The organism is Stenotrophomonas sp. GD03877, assembly GCF_029840555.1.
GTDB classification, from domain to species: domain Bacteria; phylum Pseudomonadota; class Gammaproteobacteria; order Xanthomonadales; family Xanthomonadaceae; genus Stenotrophomonas; species Stenotrophomonas geniculata.
This window is the reverse complement of the sequence record NZ_JAOCCT010000016.1, coordinates 1-17355: the sequence shown is the minus strand read 5'-3', so window position 1 is coordinate 17355 and position 17355 is coordinate 1. Positions and strand designations below refer to the sequence as shown.

Below are 17355 nucleotides of genomic sequence, written 5' to 3'. Positions count from 1 at the left end.
TAAAGACGCCGGCAGGTGGCCGGCTACGGTGCGCAGGGCGCACGGTGTGTGTGGAATCAGCCGATGGGAGGGCGGGAGATCGGCGGCAGCGGCGGCGCCGGCCGGCCAGTGGCCGGCATCGGCTGCGGCGCCAGCGACAGTGCCGGGCCCGCCAGATACGGCAACGGCTGCACCACCAGCAGCGGGTGCTGGGCGCAACTGCGCACGCAGTCCTTGATCTGGCAGTGGGCGTCGTGGGCGGGGGCCTTGGCCTGCGGGGCCTGGTCGGCCTGCATGGCGGCGTGGTGGTGGCAGTCGGCATCGCCGCCGCCATCAAGGGCGGCTACCGCATGGGCTATCCGGCCCATTTCCTCATGACCACTGGCCATGGCCGCGTTCAGCCCGTTGAGCAACAGGCTGAGCATGAGCACGACACGGAGCAGGGTCGAGGCCAGGGACATGGCGTTAATCTAGCTGCAAGTGGGCGCGGATGCACTTCCGGCTGAATGGCCGGTTCAAGGTTGGACCAGCACCAGCGTAGAGCCGAGCCCACGCTCGGCTGCTGTTCGCGCAGCGCGGCAACGCGTTACCGTCAGCCCTCTTCGCGCACGATCTCGACCAGGCGCGGGCCGTAGCGGCTCAGCTTGGTGCCGCCGATGCCGCCGACCCGGGCCAGTTCGTCCAGGCTGGTCGGGCGCTGTTCGGCGATGTTGCGCAGGGTGCTGTCGTGGAAGATCACGAAGGCCGGCACGTTCTGTTCGCGCGCCAGTTCGGCACGCAGGCCGCGCAGGGCGTTGAACAGGGCCAGATCCTGCGGCAGCACCGACAGGCCGGTGCGCTGTGCGCTGCGCTCGCGTCCGCTGGTGCTGCTGGCCGGGTCGCGGCGCATGCTGATCTGGCGGCGGCCGGTCAGCACGTCGCGGCTGGCATCGGTCAGGCGCAGGCCGCCATGGCCCTCGCTGTCCACTTCCAGCAGGCTGGCGGCGACCAGCTGGCGGAACACGCTGCGCCAGGTGCGTGCATCCAGGTCGCGGCCGATCGCATAGGTGCTCAGCTTGTCGTGGCCCTGCTGCTTCACCTTCTCGTTCTCGCTGCCACGCAGGACGTCGATCAGGTGACCGACGCCGAAGCGCTGGCCGCTGCGGTAGACGCAGCTCAATGCCTTCTGCGCGGGAATGGTGGCATCCCACGAAGCGGGCGGGGTCAGGCAGTTGTCGCAGTTGCCGCAGGGCTGCGGATAGGTCTCGCCGAAACCGGCCAGCAGCACCTGGCGGCGGCACTGCATGGATTCGCAGTAGCCCAGCAGGTGATCGAGCTTGCCCCGCTCCAGCTGCTTGCGTTCTTCGCCGGCCTCGGACTGCTCGATCATCTGCTTGAGCAGGACCACGTCGCCCAGGCCGTAGCACAGCCATGCTTCAGCGGCTTCGCCATCACGGCCGGCGCGACCGGTTTCCTGGTAGTAGCCTTCCATCGACTTGGGCAGGTCGGTATGCGCTACGAAGCGCACGTCCGGCTTGTCGATACCCATGCCAAAGGCGATGGTGGCGCACATCACGATGCCATCCTCGCGCAGGAAACGGCGCTGGTTGTTAGCGCGCACTTCCGGCGGCAGGCCGGCATGGTAGGGCAGGGCGTTGAAGCCTTGGCCGCAGAGGAATTCGGCAGTCTCCTCGACCTTGCGCCGTGACATGCAGTAGACGATGCCGGCCTCGCCACGGTGGCCGCGCAGGAAATCGGTCAGCTGCTTGCGGGCATTGTCCTTCTGCACCACGGTGTAGCGGATGTTGGGGCGGTCGAAGGAGCTGACGAAGTGGCGTGCTTCCTGAAGGTCCAGGCGCTCGGCGATCTCGCGCTGGGTCGGCGGGTCGGCGGTGGCGGTCAGCGCGATCCGGGGGATCTGCGGCCAGCGCTCGTGCAGCACGGTCAACTGGCGGTATTCGGGGCGGAAGTCATGGCCCCACTGCGACACGCAGTGTGCTTCGTCGATGGCGAACAGGGCGATGTGGCTGCGTGACAGCAGCGACAGGAAGCGGCCGGTCAGCAGCCGCTCGGGGGCGACATAGAGCATGTCCAGCTCGCCCGCGAGCAGTTCGCGCTCGACGCGGCTGGCGGTCTCGGCGTCAAGGGTCGAGTTCAGGTACTCGGCACGCACGCCGAGCTGGCGCAGGGCTTCGACCTGGTCCTGCATCAGCGCGATCAGCGGCGAGATGACGATGCCACATCCGTCACGCAGCAGGGCCGGCACCTGGTAGCAGAGCGACTTGCCACCGCCGGTGGGCATCAGCACCAGGGCATCGTGACCGGCAGCCACATGCTCCACGATGTCCTGCTGGGGACCACGGAAATCGTCGTAACCAAAGACGCGTTGGAGCAGGTCGTGCGCGGGACGGGAAGCCATCCGGTTAGTTTACCCCGGCGGGGGAGTCGGCAGGGCTGCGCCCTGCACCTGCCGAATCAAAGGCAACGTCAACGTCGAAAGCGGGCTGTCCGTGGGTTGGCGGGGCGCTGTCGGATTGCGGGGACGCCGTGAACCCGTCCATGGGGGCTTGGCAGCCGCATCCATGCGGCTGACACCCCGCAATCCGACACCGCCCCGCCTTCGACAGTTGGCCGGCGGCTCGTAGATCCACGCCATGCGTGGATGAAATCTGTCAGATATCGACAAACGAAATGGGGTCAGATCCGTTTTCCTGCGGAAAACGGATCTGACCCCAAGCAATGCCCTGGCAGATCGCGGAAATCTGTCGAAGGCGGGGTGGGTCCGGTTGAGGGGGTGTGAGCGGCATGGATGCCGCGACCAAGCCCCCATGGACGGGTTTACGGCGTCCCCCTCAACCGGACCCACCCCGCCAACCTTCAGGAAACTGGCTTTTGCTCTGGCGCTGGCTTGAAGGCTTCGGCGGGTGCAGGGCTGCAAGCCCTGCCGAACACCCCCAACCCTTACTGCAACAGCGAGCGCAGCATCCAGGCGTACTTCTCGTGCGTCTGCAGCCGCTGGGTCATCAGATCCTCGGTCGGGGCATCGTCACCCTTGGCCGCCACGTCCAGCACTTCACGTGCCGTACGGCAGACCGCTTCGTTGGCGACCACCAACTGGCGTACCATTTCACGCCAGTCCGCACTGTCGGTCAGGCCCGGTTCCTCGGCGATCGAGGTCAGCGCAGCGAATTCCCGGTAGGAGCCCGGGGCATTGAAGCCCAGCGCGCGGATGCGCTCGGCCACGTCGTCCAGTGCCGCCCACTGCTCGGTGTACTGCGTCTCGAACATGGTGTGCAGCGAGTTGAACATCGACCCGGTCACATTCCAGTGGAAGTTGTGCGTCTTCAGGTAGAGCGTGAACGCATCGGCCTGGAAGCGCGACAGACCGTCGGCGATCTTCTTGCGGTCGCCCTGGGTGATCCCGATATCGATGTTCGGCGCCGACGGTGCCGCCGCTGCAAGCTTCTGCTTGCCGGTCTTGGCCTTGGTCGTGCTCTTGGTCTTCGCCATGGGGTTCCTCCTTGTGGAATCGTTGGCCTTCACAATAAACCGGTCGTGATGACTGGTCGCTTTCAAAGTTTTGAACGAACCGATTGATGAACTCTATCGATAAAAATCCATCGCCCCGCCTGCGCCAACAGCGCGCCGCCATCGACGGCGCCATGAGCCGCGACCGGGGCCGTTTGCTGGGGATGCTCTCGCGGTGCCAGGCCAAGCCACAGGATGCGGCACTGGCCGCCACCTTCGAGCAGGCCTTGCAGGCGTCGGTGCAGCGCCGGCAGTTGCGGGCGCAGCAGCAGCCGTCCATTACTCTGGACCCGCAGCTGCCGATTGCGCGTGAAGCCGACGCCATCATCGCGCTGATCCGCGGTCATCAGGTCGTGGTGATCGCCGGTGAAACCGGCTCGGGCAAGACCACCCAGCTGCCGAAACTGTGCCTGGCCGCAGGCCGGGGCCAGGCCGGCATGATCGGCTGCACCCAGCCGCGACGGATTGCCGCACGTGCGGTGGCCAGCCGCGTGGCGCAGGAACTGCAGAGCGAACTGGGCCAGCTGGTCGGCTACCAGGTGCGCTTCAACGACAAGGTCAGCGAAGACAGCCGCATCAAGTTCATGACCGACGGCATCCTGCTGGCGGAGATCGCCAGCGACCGCTGGCTGTCGAACTACGACACGATCATCGTCGACGAGGCGCACGAACGCAGCCTCAACATCGACTTCCTGCTGGGCTACCTGAAGCAGCTGCTGCGCAAGCGCCCGGACCTGAAGCTGATCGTCACCTCGGCCACCATCGACACCGAACGCTTCGCCCAGCACTTCGACAATGCGCCGGTGATCAGCGTCGAAGGCCGCACCTACCCGGTGGAAGTGCGCTACCGCGCGCTGGAAGGCGAGGGTGAAGACCAGGGCGAGCGTACCGTCAACGATGCCATCGTGTCGGCCATCGACGAGATTACCCGCCTGGATGCGCGCGGCGACGTGCTGATTTTCCTGCCGGGCGAGCGCGAGATCCGCGATGCGCACCAGTCGCTGGAACGGCGCAAGTACCGCAATACCGAGGTGCTGCCACTGTACGCGCGTCTGTCCAACCAGGACCAGGACCGGGTGTTCAATCCCGGACCGAACCGGCGCATCGTGCTGGCCACCAACGTGGCGGAAACCTCGCTGACGGTGCCGCGCATCCGTTACGTGGTCGATCCGGGCTTCGCCCGCGTCAAGCGCTACAGTCCGCGCAACAAGCTGGACCGCCTGCACATCGAGCCGATCTCGCAGGCCAGTGCCAACCAGCGCAAGGGCCGCTGCGGTCGTATCGCCGAGGGCATCTGCTACCGCCTGTACGCCGAGGCCGATTTCCAGGCGCGGCCGGAGTTCACCGATCCGGAAATCCGCCGCTCCAGCCTGGCCGGGGTGATCCTGCGCATGCTGCAGCTGGGCCTGGGCCGCATCGAGGAGTTTCCGTTCCTGGAAGCGCCGGACGAGCGCGCGGTGGCCGATGGCTGGCAGCAACTGACTGAACTGGGCGCGATCGACGCCGAGCGGCGCATGACCACCATCGGCAAGCAGATGGCACGCCTGCCGGTGGACGTGAAGCTGGCGCGCATGCTGGTCGCCGCGCAGGCCGCCAGCTGCCTTCGGCCGATGCTGGTGATCGCCTCGTTCCTGGGCATCCAGGACCCGCGCGAACGCCCGCCCGAAGCCCGCGGTGCAGCCGACAGCGCGCATGCGCAGTTCGCCGATGGACGTTCCGAGTTCGTCGGTGTGCTGCGCCTCTGGGATGCCTATCGGCAGGCCCATGAAGATCTGACCCAGTCCAAGCTGCGCGACTGGTGCGGCCGTCATTTCCTCGGCTTCCTGCGCATGCGCGAGTGGCGCGAGCTGCATCGCCAGCTGCGCCTGCTGTGCGAAGAACTGGGCTGGAAGGAAGAGGCCAATGAGGCGTCGATGGCACCGTTGCTGGCCGGCAGCAGTGCGCCGGCACCGGCGCGTGACGACGCCGCGGCGGTGAAAGCCACCCGTGGCCAGCTGCACCGTGCCGCGCGCCTGGCCCGCGAAGGCAAGGCCGAGGCCGCACCGGCGCCGGTGGCCGTGCGTGCGCAGAAGGAACAGGCGCCGGTTGGCGGCGGTTTCAGCGAACGCGTGCGCGCCGCCGCCTACCAGACCCTGCACCGGGCGCTGGTGGCGGGCCTGCCGACGCAGATCGGCCACCGCACCGAGAAGGGCGATTTCCAGGCACCACGCCAGCGCCGCTTCCTGCCGTTCCCGGGTTCGGCGCTGTCCAAGCGGCCGCCGCCGTGGCTGCTGGTGGCCAACCTGCTGGATACGCAGAAGGTGTGGGGCATGACCCTGGCCGCGATCGAGCCGGACTGGGTGATCGCCGAACTACCGCACCTGCTGCTGCGCAAGCACTTCGACCCGCACTGGTCGCGTGCGCAGGGCCAGGTGCTGGCATCGGAGCAGATCAGCCTGTTCGGCCTGGTGCTGGCGCCGAAGAAGCCGGTGCACTACGGCCGCATCGCACCGGGCGAGGCGCACGACATCTTCGTGCGCCAGGCGCTGGTGACCGGCGAGATCAACACCCGCGCCAGTTTCGTGGCCGACAACCAGAAAGTGCTGGAGATCGCCCGCGAGGAAGAAGCGAAGCTACGTCGCGCCGGCATCGTCGCCGACGAAGACTGGCAGGCGCGCTGGTACCTGGACCGGGTGCCGCCGCAGATCCATTCGGCGGCGGGCCTGGATACCTGGTGGAAGGGGCTGGCGCCGGAACAGCGCAAGACCCTGCACTGGTCGCTGGTCGACCTGTTGCCCGGTGAGGGCAGCGAACAGGAGCGCTACCCGAAGTACCTTGCGCTGGGTCAGGCGCGCTTGCCACTGCATTACCGCTTCGAACCGGGTGCCGACGACGATGGCGTGACCCTGGACGTGCCGCTGCACCTGCTCAACGCGCTGGACCCGGTGCAACTGGGCTGGTTGGCGCCGGGCTTCGTCGCCGACAAGGCCTCGGCATTGATCCGCAGCCTGCCCAAGGCGATGCGTCGCAACTACGTGCCGGCACCGGATTTCGGCCGCGCGTTCTACGAGGCGTTCCCGCAGCCCAGCGCCGATGCCATCACCGGCGAACTGGCGCGCTTCCTGTCACGCGCAACCGGCGCCACGGTGACCGCGCTCGATTTCGAGCCCGGTTCGATCGAACCGCACCTGCACATGAACCTGCGGCTGCGCGACGAGCAGGGCAAGGTGCTGGCGACCTCGCGCGATCTGGATGCACTGCGCGCCAAGTTCGGCGGTCGTGCCGGCGATGCCTTCGCTGCACGCGCCGGCCGCGAGATGGCGGCCGATGGCCTGCGTACGTTCCCGGCCACGCCGATTCCGCTGCAGGTGCCCGGTGAAGCAGGCGTGCCGGCCTATCCGGCATTGCTGGACGAGGGCGAAAGCGTGGCGCTGCGCATCTTCGCCGACCGCCAGCAGGCGCTGGAGACCCATCCGCTCGGCGTGCGCCGCCTGCTGGAAATCGCCTTGGCCGAGAAGGTGAAGCAGGCGCGCAAGCAGCTGCCGGTCGGTGCCAAGACCGGCCTGCTGTATGCCGCGATCGAATCGCAGGAGCGCCTGCGCGGCGACCTGGTCGATGCAGCGATGAACGCAGTGCTGGCCGAGGGGCTGGAAGACATCCGCGATGCGGCGACCTTCGAGCAGCGACGCGAGCATGCGGCCAAGGCCCTGTTCGGTGAGGCGATGTCGCGGCTGAAACTGGCCGAAACCATCCTGGGCCTGGTGGCGGAACTGAAGCCGATGCTGGAAGCACCGTTGATGGGCTGGGCGCGCGGCAACCTGGACGACATGGAAGCGCAGCTGGCCGGCCTTATCCATCCCGGCTTCCTGCGCGACACGCCGGCTGACGCGCTGGCGCAGTACCCGCGCTACCTGAAGGCGATGATCCTGCGCACCGAGCGTGCCAAGCGTGATCCGCCACGTGACCAGGCGCGCATGCTGGAACTGCACCCGTTCCTGGAAGCGCTGGAAGTGGGGGAGCAGCAGGGACTGCGCGAGCGCCCGCAATGGCAGGCGCTGCGCTGGGATCTGGAAGAGCTGCGGGTGTCACTGTTCGCGCAGGAGCTGGGGGCACGCACCGGCATCTCGGCGAAGAAGCTGGCGCAGCGGGTGACCGCATTGCGCCAGGCGTGAATCCGGTCCTGTAGAGCCGAGCCGGCGCTCGACTGCTGGCGATGGACGATGGCGGTCCATCGGAAAGCAGCGGAGCATCGGCCAGGCTCCACGGGACGGGTAAGCCGTTACTTGGTACGGCGCACCTTCGGTTGTACGTTCACGCCTTCGATCTTCATGTACCAGACACCGAGCATTCCGGGCTTGATACTGACGTTTGGCGACTGCTTGCGTACCCCTGGGGTCGTGGATGTGTCGGTCTGCTCCCATTCCTGGCCGTTGTCCAGCACGTAGACGCGGCCTTTGCCGAAGCCGCGGAATTCGCCCTGCAGCACACCGACAATCGGCTCGCTGCTGCCGAAATCGAAGAAGCCGCGATTCTTCACGATCACTTCCTGACGGCCTTCCTCGCGCGCCGATTCCCGTACGGCGGCAACCGCCTGGGTGGTGGCCGCTTCGACCTTGCCCTGCAGCCAGCGGTTCAGCGTGGCCAGTTCCTGCGCGCTGAGCTTGTCCAGGCCAGCAGCCTTGAACTCGGCCGGTGACATCTGCTGCTGCAGGTCCCCCTCCACTACGCGCTGGGCCAGCGCAGGCGCCGACAGGGACAGCAACAGTGCGGCACAGGCCAGCAGCCGTAGGCGGAAACGCGGGGCGATCGAGGACATGTCGGGACTCTCCTGGGTTTGCCCGCGAGTGTAGCGGCATGTCTTCATGCCGGGTGATGGTGGCCGCGGTGATTGTCCCTGAACGGCGCCGGCGCTAGTGTAGAGGCCTCTGTCTTGCCTGCTCGATGCTGTGAACCGCGCTTCCGTCCCCGGCCTGGATGCCTTGTTGAACCGTCCCTCGGCAGCCGTGCTGCCTGCTCCGCTGCGCCAGGCCCTGCGCGGGCACTGGGAAGCGCCGGAATGCGACCACCAGATGCGCGCCAGTTGGTCGGTGCTGGGTGACACCCTCGATGCATTGGCGATGCTCTCTGCCGACGAAGGCGCGGTGGTCGCAGCCCTGCTGTTCGACCTGCCGGGCCTGCGCGCCAGACTGGAGCAACTGCCGCTGGGCAACCACAAGGCCGCGGTGATCGGCCTGCTGGATGGCCAGGACGCCGCCGACCCGGTGTGGGCGCTGCATGCCGGCCGTGAGGCCGGGCGCAACAGCGAAGGCCTGCGCCGCCTGCTGCTGGCGATCATCCGCGACCTGCGCGTGGTGCCCATCCTGCTGGCCCGGCAGCTGGCGCGGATGCGCGCGGCCGACAAGCTGGATGACGAGCAACGCCGCGCGCTGGCACAGCTGACACGCGACATCCACGCGCCATTGGCCAACCGCCTGGGCATCTGGCAGCTGAAGTGGGAGCTGGAGGACCTGGCGTTCCGCCACCTGGAACCGGAGACCTACCGTCGCATTGCGCGGGAGGTGGACGAAACCCGCATCGCCCGCGAGCGTTACGTCGAGAACGTCAAGAAGGTGCTGTCGCGCGAGCTGGTCGCGCAGGGCATCAAGGCCGAGGTCAGCGGCCGCCCAAAGCACATCTACAGCATCTGGCGGAAGATGCAGAAGAAGCGGTTGGCGTTCGACCAGCTGTACGACATCCGCGCGGTGCGCGTCATGGTCGATGACGTCGCCGCCTGCTACGCCGCGCTGGGCGTGGTGCATGCACTGTGGGCACCGGTGCCGAGCGAGTTCGACGATTACATCGCCCGGCCCAAGGCGAACGACTACCGCTCGCTGCACACCGCCGTGGTCGGCCCGGAAGGCCGCACCATCGAAGTGCAGATCCGTACCCACGAAATGCATTCGCAGGCCGAGCTGGGCGTGGCCGCGCACTGGAAGTACAAGGAAGGTGGCAAGGGCGCGGAGAAGTCCTTCGACCGCAAGATCACCTGGATGCGCCAGCTGCTGGAGCAGGCGCAGGACGGGCAGGGCAATGAGCTGGCCGGGGCGCTCGATGCCGAGCTGACCGAAGACCGGGTCTATGCACTCAGCCCGAAGGATGAGGTGCTGGATCTGCCGCAGGGCGCCACGCCGCTCGATTTCGCCTACCAGGTGCACACCATGGTGGGCCACCGCTGCAGGGGCGCCAAGGTCAACGGTCGCATCGTGCCGCTGACCTATCGCCTGCGCAGCGGCGACCGCGTCGAGATCCTGACCGGCAAGGAGGCCGACCCCCGCCGCGACTGGCTGATGCCGGCCAACGGCTTCCTGGCCAGCAACCGCTCGCGCGAAAAGGTACGCAGCTGGTTCCACAAGCTGGACCGCGCGCGCAACGTGCAGGCCGGGCGCGAACTGCTTGAGCGCGAGCTGAAGCGTCTGGGCCTGCAGCACTCGGACCTGGCGGTGGCGGCGAAGAAGTTCCATGCCGACAGCGTTGACGACCTCTACATCCAGGTGGCGCTGGGCGATACCGGCCCGAACCAGGTCAGCCGTACCCTGCTGGAAGCCGAACGTGCAGCGAGCCAGCCGGCGCCCGCGCCGACCCTGCCGCGGCCGACCGCGCGCCGCGAGAACCTGGGCAAGTCCAAGTTCACCGTGCAGGGCGTAGGCAACCTGCTGGTGCAGCTGGCACGCTGCTGCCAGCCGGTGGCTGGCGAGCCGATCGTCGGCTACCTGACCCGTAGCCGTGGTGTCACCGTGCATCGTGCAGACTGTGCCGCGCTGGCCCGGCTGGCAGCCACCAGCCCGCAGCGCATCCTGCCGGTGGAGTGGGGCCAGGCCGGCGGCGGCTACGAAGTGGACGTGGTGGTCACTGCGGTCGACCGCCGCTGGCTGCTGAAGGACATCACCAACCTGATCGCCCAGGAAGACGCCTACGTGCTCGACATCCACAGTGACAACGTGCGCAACAGTGGCCGTGCCCATCTGCGCCTGCGCCTGAAAGTCAGTGACTACGGCCAGCTGTCGACCCTGCTGGGCAAGCTGGACGCGCTGCCCGGCGTGAGCGAGGCGCGTCGCCTCGGCTGAGCTTCACGCTGCCCCGGCTACCCTGCACGCATGGAACGCGAGCCCCCGCATCGCCCGCATGGCGCTGAACATCCTGCGCTGGACCGCGTCCGCCGCGAAGGCCGTTGGTGGTGGCTGCAGGCACGCCACGCGCGCCGGGTGTGGCGCTGGGCGCTGGTCGCGGCGCTGGCGGTGTTCGTGCTGCTGGTGCTGCTGCGCAAGCCATTGGCCGACTGGTTCTGGGATGAGCCGCAGATCGAACAGTTGCTGGCCGAAGGTGACCGCGCGCTTGCCACCGGCCGGTTGAGCGCGGCCGACGGCAGTGGCGCGCGCGAGCGCTACCAGGCCGTGCTGGCGCTGGATGGCGATCGTCCGCAGGCCCGCGAAGGCCTGGCCCGTACCGGCGCCGCGGCCCTGCAGCAGGCCAGCGAAAAACTGCGGGCCAACGACCTCGAGGGCAGCGCGCAGGCGCTGGCACTGGCCCGGGAACTGCAGGTGCCGCAGGGCGAAGCGGACGCCGTGGCTCGCCAGCTGCAGGCCCGGCGCATTGCAGGCGCCGGCATCGGTGCACTGCTGGCGCAGGCGCGCAACGCCTTTGCAGCGGGCCGGCTGGACGAAGGTGACAGCAGCGCGCTGCCCCTGTTCCAGCGCATCCTGGCATTGCAGCCGGACAATCTGCCGGCGCTGGAAGGTCGCGAGGACGCACTGAGCGATCTGCTGCAGCAGGCCCGTATCCTGGCCGGGCGCGGCGAGCTGGCCGAGGCAGCGACGATACTGCAGCGTGCGCGCCAGTTCGATGCCGGCCACGCCGATCTGCCCGCAAGCCAGGAAGCATTGGCACAGGCTGTCGACCAGCGCCTGCGCCAGGCCCAGCGCGCCTTGCAGCGGCGGCAGCTGGAATCGGCAGCGAAGGGATTCCTCGCCGTGCTGGCAGTGGCGGTTGATGATTCCAGTGCCCAGCGCGGCCGCGAACAGACCTTGCAGGCAGTGCTGGTACGCAGCCAGAAGCAGGCCGACGACTTCCAGTTCGAGGCGGCGCAGGCCGATGCCGCGCTGGCGGAAGCGCTGGGCGCTTCGCCGGCCGCGCAACAGCAGCTCGCGCAACGCCTGCAGCGCGCACAACAGGCGCAGAAGGCGCTGCAGCAGCCGGCGGTCAGCAACACGCAGCGCGAGCGCCACCTGCGCGACCACCTGCGCAGGATCGAGCGAGCCGAACGTGCCGGGCAATGGATCAGCCCCCCCGGCCACAGTGCGTTCGACGCGTTGCGCGAAGCGCAGTCACTGGCGCCACGCGATGCACGGGTGAAGGCTGCCGCAGCGCGGCTGCTGCCCGCCAGTCGCCGCTGCTTCGACGACAACCTGCGGCAGAACCGCGTGCACGCCGCAGGTGCCTGCCTGCAGGCCTGGCAGACCCTGTCGCCGACCGCGGCCGGACTTCCCTCGGCACGCCTGCGCCTGGCCCAGCGCTGGCTGGCGATCGGCAGCGAACGGCTCGGCAACGGCGACCTGGCTTTCGCGGCGCATGCCGCCGGACAGGCCCGTTTGCTGCAGCCGGACCTGGCCGAGCTGCCAGCGTTCGAAGACCGCCTGCGCCGCGCAGGCGGGCGCCCGGATTAGGTAAAGAACACCCGCTGCACGGTTGCCCGGGCAGCGTCCAGCGAGAAGTGCTCTGCGATGTTGGCCAGGCCGGCATCGGACAGCTGCTGCCACAGCTGCGGATCCTGGTACAGGCGGACCACCGCATCGGCGAAGCCCGCCGCATCATCGGCCACCAGCACGTCCTGGCCCGGGCGCAGGTGCATCCCTTCCACGGCGCAGGTGGTACCTACCACCGGCTGGCCATGGGCCATGCTCAGGTTGATCTTGCCTTTCACGCCGGCACCGAAGCGCAGCGGCGCGATGGAAATGCGTGCGCCGTCCATGTAGGGCGTGATGTCCTCGACGAAACCGTGCATCTGCACGCCGGGCTGGCGTGCGGCCAATGCCAGCAGCGAATCGGGTGTGGCGGCACCGATGCAGTGCAGGCGTACATCGGGCAGACGGGCGCGGATGCCGGCGAAGACTTCGCCGATGAACCACTCCATGGCATCCAGGTTCGGCGGATGGCGGAAGCCGCCGACAAACACCAGATCATGGCGCTGTTCGAACGGCCTGCCGGCGCCGGCGACGTCGTGCAGGTTGGAGATCAGTTCCACCTGCACGGACGGGGCGTCGGCCTGCAGCTGCTCGCGCTCGGCGGCACTGACCAGCACGGTGACGTCGCACTGCTCCATCACCGTCAGCTCGCTGGCGCGGGTACGCTCGGCGGCGCGCAGCAGCCCGGCATCACCGGCGACTTCGGCACCACGGCGTTCGCGCAGGTAGTGCAGGTCCACGGTGTCGAACACGGTGCGTGCCTGTGGCGCATAGCGCTCCAGCAGCGGCAGGCACTCGTGGGCGACATGGTGGCGGACCAGCAGCGCCACATGGAAGCGTGCACCGTGCGTTCGCAGCCAGCTGGCGACGCCATCGAGGAACGGTGCATACCAGACTTCCACGCCCATCCGCTGCAGTGCTTCGGTGGCGGCACCGCCATGTTCGCGGCGGGTGGGAACAAACACCACATGAGCGCCGCCCTGCAGCAGCAGGCGGATCAGGTTCACCTGGCGCAGTGACGCGGAATCGCGATCCGGTTGCGGTACTTCCTCGTCCAGGATCAGCACCTGGCGTCGGCCACGCAGCAGCAGCGCCGGTGACGGCACTTCGCCCACCGCCGGATGGCGGGCCAGCTCGGTGGCCCAGCGGGCGGCAAAGATGGCCTGGTTGCGCACCTGGTAGGCCTTCACCCCACTGCCGGTGTCGGTGCCGTTGCTGGTGCCCTCGTCGTGGATCACCCGGCTGGCCGGCTGAACCAGCACGCGCAGGCCCTGTGCACGCACGCGGAAGGCCAGGTCGGTGTCCTCGTAGTAGGCCGGCTTGTAGCGGGTATCGAAGCCATCCAGCTGCTGCCAGAGGGCGCGCGGCAGCATCAGCGCCGCACCGGAGCAGTAGTCGACGTCGCGCAGGCTGGCAAAACGCGGGTCGTCCGCCGCCTCGAAACGGCCGTAGCTCCAGCCGCTGCCGTTGGCGAAGATCACCCCCCCTGATTCCTGCAGGCGGCCATCGGGGTAGAGCAGCTGGCTGCCGACCAGGCCGGCGCCGGACGTGCTGGCGAACGTGTCCAGCAGAGCGTCGAGCCAGCCCGGCTGCGGCACCGTATCGTTGTTGAGCAGCACCACGTAGCGGCCGCGTGCGCGCGACACGCCATCGTTGCAGGCCTCGATGAAGCCGCCGTTGTGCTCGCGCACTTCGTAGCGCAGTCCGGCTACCTGCGGCATCCACTGCACGGTGGCGTCGCTGCTGCCGTCATCCACTACCAGGATCTCGCACGCGGCCAGCGGCGGATGTGCCGCCAGGGCGCGCAGGCAGGCCAGGGTGTGGCCGGCGTGGTTATAGACCGGGATGACGATGCTCACTTCCGGCGTCTCGCTGAACGGCACCGTGAAGGGGGCGAAATCCTGTGCCGGCGGCAGGAACAGCGGCGTTCGCGGCGCGGGAACGGCGCGCTGGGTATGCACGCGGATGCGCTGCCAGGTCGCCCGCCACCCACGGGTGCGCAGGCTGGCCAGGCTCCGGCGGGCCAGGCCCGTGAGGCGGTTGATCAGGTATCGGATCTCGGCCAGGGACATCGCCATCCGGTTGCAACTCCAGCTTAAGCAGGGGAACCCGGGAGAATCCGCCAGCCGCAGCGGCTGGGGTAGACTCGCCAGACCCTACATTCTCGCATTCCCGTGCCCCGACGCTACGATTCCGACGACATCGACGATTTCGACGACGACGACCAGCAGGACAACGGCCCGCTGTGGCGGCGTCGCCTGATCACCTGGAGCATGGCTGCGGTCGCGTTGGGATTGGGTTTCCTCATTCCCTATACGCTGTACCTGAACCAGCAGGTGACCCAGCGTTTCGGTGAACTGCGCTGGCAGATCCCGACGCGTGTCTATGCGCGCCCGCTGGTGCTCACCCCCGGCAAGGCGATGGATGCGTCCACGCTGAAGACCGAGCTGGCCGCCTCCGCCTACCGCGATGACGGCCAGGGCAAGGAGCCGGCCACCTATGCGGTGAACGGCGGGCGCTTCGTCATCTCCAGCCGCGGCTACAACGACGTCGATGGCCGGGTTGCCCCGCGCCGGCTCGAGCTGTCGCTGGCCGATGGTGCGGTCGCCTCGCTGCGTGACGCCGACAACCGCAAGGCGTTGAAGGCCGCACGGTTGGACCCGGCCCGCATCGCCACCCTGTACGGCCAGAAGCAGGAAGAACGCCGCCTGATCCGCATGGACGAGGCGCCGGACCTGCTGGTGACCGGCCTGCAGGCGGTGGAGGACAAGGACTTCAACCGCCATCACGGCATCGACCTGTCGGGCATCGCGCGCGCGGTGTGGGTGACCATCCGCTCCGGCGGCCAGAGCCGCCAGGGCGCCTCCACGCTGACCCAGCAGTTGGCCCGCAGCGGCCTGCTCGGCATCGGCAAGGAACAAACGGTCACCCGCAAATTCAACGAAGTGCTGTACGCGCTGATCATGGAAGCGCGCTACGACAAGCGCACCATCTTCGAGGCCTACCTCAACCAGGTGTACCTGGGCCAGCGTGGCAGCCAGGCGATCCATGGCATGTCGTCCGGTGCCGAGTTCTGGTTCGGCCGCGACCTGCAGTCGCTGGAGACCGAGCAGATCGCGCTGCTGATCGGCCTGGTCAAGGGCCCGTCCTTCTACGACCCGCGGCGCAATCCGGAACGCGCGCTGGATCGCCGCAACTTCGTGCTGGGCAAACTGCACGAGGCCACGCTGATCGATGACGCCGAGTACCAACGTGCGTTGAAGGCCCCGCTGGGCGTGCCCAAGACGCCGGGCCTGGTTGCCGCCAACCGCTTCCCGGCCTATGTCGATCTGGTCCGCCGCCAGCTGGGCCATGACTATCCGGAATCGGCGCTGCAGGGCGCGGGCCTGAGCGTGATGACCGGCATGTCGCCGTCCGCGCAGGCCTATGCCGAAGGCGCGGTGACCCGCACCATCAAGTCGCTGGAAAGCAAGCGCCGCCCCGAACTGCAGGCCGGCATGGTGCTGACCGACGTGCACAACGGTGATGTGCTGGCGGTGATCGGCAGCCGTGAGGTGTCCGAGGTCGGCTTCAATCGGGCGATCGAAGCACAGCGTCCGGTCGGCTCGCTGCTCAAGCCGTTCGTCTACCTGCTGGCGCTTGCGCAGCCGGACCGCTACTCGCTGGCCAGCTGGGTCGATGATTCACCGGTGACCGTGCAGCTCGGCCGCGGCCGCAACTGGAATCCCGGCAACGCGGACAACCGCAGCCACGGTACGGTGCGCCTGATCGACGCGCTGGCGCATTCCTACAACCAGGCCACGGTGCGCGTGGGCATGCAGGTCGGCCCCGAGCGCGTGACCCAGCTGATCCACGTACTGGCCGGCATCAAGGCCGAGGCCAACCCGGCGGTGATCCTCGGCTCGACCGACCAGAGCCCGTACGCGATGGCACAGCTGTACCAGTTCCTCGCGTCCGGTGGCGAGATCCAGCCGCTGCATGCGGTGCGTGGCGTGCTCGATCCGCAGGGCAAGCTGCTCAAGCGTTACGACAAGACCCCGGCACCGGCCCAGGAAGGCGACTCGATTGCCGCCAACCTGATCAGTGTCGGCCTGCAGCAGGTGGTTGCCAGCGGCACCGCGCAGCGGCTCAACGCCGATGGCCTCGGCCGCCTGCAGCCGGCCGGCAAGACCGGTACCACCAACGATGGCCGCGACAGCTGGTACGCCGGTTACACCGGCGATCATCTGGCGGTGATCTGGATCGGCAACGACCAGAACGAGCAGGCCGGCCTGTACGGCGCCACCGGCGCGATGCGGGTCTGGTCGGGTATCTTCCAGCGTCTGCCGAGTGCTCCGCTGCGGGTCAGCAACAAGGGCCTGGACTGGCAGTCGGTGGCGCCCACCGGACTCAACAGCACGGATGAAGGCTGTCCGGGCGCGCGTCGTTTCCCGTTCGTGGTGGGCTATGCACCGGCCTATGCACCGTGCGCGCCGGCGGTGTCGCCGGACGGGCAGGGTGCCGAAGGCGAGGGCGGTGGCTGGCGCAGCTGGTTCGGCCTGGACCGCAAGCCGGAAGCGCCTGCTGAACCTGCCGCGGCGCCCGCCGCCGCCACTCCTCCCCCGAGCCGATGATGCCGATGAACATGCGATCCCTGCTGCAGCTCCTGGCCCTGACCGGCCTCAGCCTGGCCCTGGCCGCCTGCGTGACCAGCGCGCCGCCGGTGGTCAAGCCGGTCGATACCACTACGCCGGCACAGCGCCTGGCTGCGGTGGATGCGGCCGCAGGTCCGGACGACAAGGAGCTGTCGGTGCAGCCGCTGCGTGATTCGCAGGTGGAAGACCTGCGGGTGACCGCGCAGGCGCAACGCCAGGCGAACGACCTGGCCGGTGCCGCCAGCAGCCTGGATCACGCGCTGGAAATCGTCGCCGGCGACCCGGCGGTGCTGCAGGAACGTGCCGAACTGGCGCTGCTGCAGGGGCAGTGGGCGCAGGCGGAGACGTTCGCGCGCAAGGCGGTGGATCTGGGCTCGAAGACGGGGCCGTTGTGCCGGCGGCACTGGGCGACGATCGAGCAGTCGCGCCTGGCGCGGGGCGAGAAGGAAAATGCGGTGTCGGCGCATGCACAGCTGGAAGGCTGCACCGTGCCGGGGATCAAGCGGTACTGAATTTCCAGCCAACGGCGCAGCCCCTCG

At 68.3% G+C, this 17355-nt stretch carries 10 protein-coding genes; 5 read left to right on the top strand and 5 right to left on the bottom strand.

Going from position 1 to position 17355, the window contains the following annotated elements:
- Window positions 1-56: 56 nt before the first annotated feature.
- From N5D20_RS13165 to N5D20_RS13155, 3 genes are all read right to left on the bottom strand, one after another.
- Window positions 57-440 (bottom strand): CopL family metal-binding regulatory protein, encoded by a 384-nt coding sequence (locus N5D20_RS13165; RefSeq protein WP_197579576.1) that lies wholly within the window; start codon window positions 438-440, stop codon window positions 57-59.
- Window positions 441-571: 131 nt separating this feature from the next.
- Complete coding sequence (recQ, locus tag N5D20_RS13160) at window positions 572-2377, bottom strand: DNA helicase RecQ (protein ID WP_053443400.1); 1806 nt, start codon at window positions 2375-2377, stop codon at window positions 572-574.
- Window positions 2378-2919: 542 nt separating this feature from the next.
- Complete coding sequence (locus N5D20_RS13155) at window positions 2920-3468, bottom strand: Dps family protein (protein ID WP_006439098.1); 549 nt, start codon at window positions 3466-3468, stop codon at window positions 2920-2922.
- A gap of 86 nt (window positions 3469-3554) precedes the next feature.
- On the opposite strand from N5D20_RS13155, the gene hrpA reads away from it, so the two are divergent.
- Complete coding sequence (gene hrpA / locus N5D20_RS13150; protein ID WP_197579575.1) at window positions 3555-7637, top strand: ATP-dependent RNA helicase HrpA; 4083 nt, start codon at window positions 3555-3557, stop codon at window positions 7635-7637.
- Between the two features lie 107 nt (window positions 7638-7744).
- Here hrpA and N5D20_RS13145 read toward each other — a convergent pair whose 3' ends face one another.
- Window positions 7745-8281 carry a hypothetical protein gene (locus tag N5D20_RS13145; protein WP_057502257.1) on the bottom strand — a complete coding sequence of 179 codons (537 nt, stop codon included), beginning with the start codon at window positions 8279-8281 and terminating at the stop codon, window positions 7745-7747.
- A 130-nt stretch (window positions 8282-8411) separates the two neighbouring features.
- On the opposite strand from N5D20_RS13145, the gene N5D20_RS13140 reads away from it, so the two are divergent.
- Both N5D20_RS13140 and N5D20_RS13135 read left to right on the top strand, forming a co-directional pair.
- Window positions 8412-10568 carry a bifunctional (p)ppGpp synthetase/guanosine-3',5'-bis(diphosphate) 3'-pyrophosphohydrolase gene (locus tag N5D20_RS13140; protein WP_197579574.1) on the top strand — a complete coding sequence of 719 codons (2157 nt, stop codon included), beginning with the start codon at window positions 8412-8414 and terminating at the stop codon, window positions 10566-10568.
- A 30-nt stretch (window positions 10569-10598) separates the two neighbouring features.
- Entirely contained in the window at window positions 10599-12164 is a 1566-nt protein-coding gene (locus tag N5D20_RS13135) for a hypothetical protein (protein ID WP_197579573.1), read from the top strand.
- Here the strand turns inward: N5D20_RS13135 and N5D20_RS13130 are convergent.
- Window positions 12161-14260 carry a glycosyltransferase gene (locus N5D20_RS13130; protein ID WP_197579572.1) on the bottom strand — a complete coding sequence of 700 codons (2100 nt, stop codon included), beginning with the start codon at window positions 14258-14260 and terminating at the stop codon, window positions 12161-12163. The genes N5D20_RS13135 and N5D20_RS13130 overlap by 4 nt on opposite strands.
- 96 nt (window positions 14261-14356) lie before the next feature.
- Between N5D20_RS13130 and mrcB the strand changes: the two genes are divergently transcribed.
- Together mrcB and N5D20_RS13120 are read left to right on the top strand one after the other, a co-directional pair.
- Entirely contained in the window at window positions 14357-16795 is a 2439-nt protein-coding gene (mrcB, locus tag N5D20_RS13125; protein WP_043399215.1) for a penicillin-binding protein 1B, read from the top strand.
- Window positions 16792-17328 (top strand): hypothetical protein, encoded by a 537-nt coding sequence (locus N5D20_RS13120; protein WP_197579571.1) that lies wholly within the window; start codon window positions 16792-16794, stop codon window positions 17326-17328. The genes mrcB and N5D20_RS13120 overlap by 4 nt, the downstream gene beginning before the upstream one ends.
- Window positions 17329-17355 lie beyond the last annotated feature (27 nt).

Excerpts from the sequence above, each read along its gene's own strand:
- N5D20_RS13165 (WP_197579576.1), bottom strand. The coding sequence starts at position 440 with ATGTCCCTGGCCTCGACCCTGCTCCGTGTCGTGCTCATGCTCAGCCTG.
- recQ (WP_053443400.1), bottom strand. The coding sequence starts at position 2,377 with ATGGCTTCCCGTCCCGCGCACGACCTGCTCCAACGCGTCTTTGGTTAC.
- N5D20_RS13155 (WP_006439098.1), bottom strand. The coding sequence starts at position 3,468 with ATGGCGAAGACCAAGAGCACGACCAAGGCCAAGACCGGCAAGCAGAAG.
- hrpA (WP_197579575.1), top strand. The coding sequence starts at position 3,555 with ATGAACTCTATCGATAAAAATCCATCGCCCCGCCTGCGCCAACAGCGC.
- N5D20_RS13145 (WP_057502257.1), bottom strand. The coding sequence starts at position 8,281 with ATGTCCTCGATCGCCCCGCGTTTCCGCCTACGGCTGCTGGCCTGTGCC.
- N5D20_RS13135 (WP_197579573.1), top strand. The coding sequence starts at position 10,599 with ATGGAACGCGAGCCCCCGCATCGCCCGCATGGCGCTGAACATCCTGCG.
- N5D20_RS13130 (WP_197579572.1), bottom strand. The coding sequence starts at position 14,260 with ATGGCGATGTCCCTGGCCGAGATCCGATACCTGATCAACCGCCTCACG.
- N5D20_RS13120 (WP_197579571.1), top strand. The coding sequence starts at position 16,792 with ATGATGCCGATGAACATGCGATCCCTGCTGCAGCTCCTGGCCCTGACC.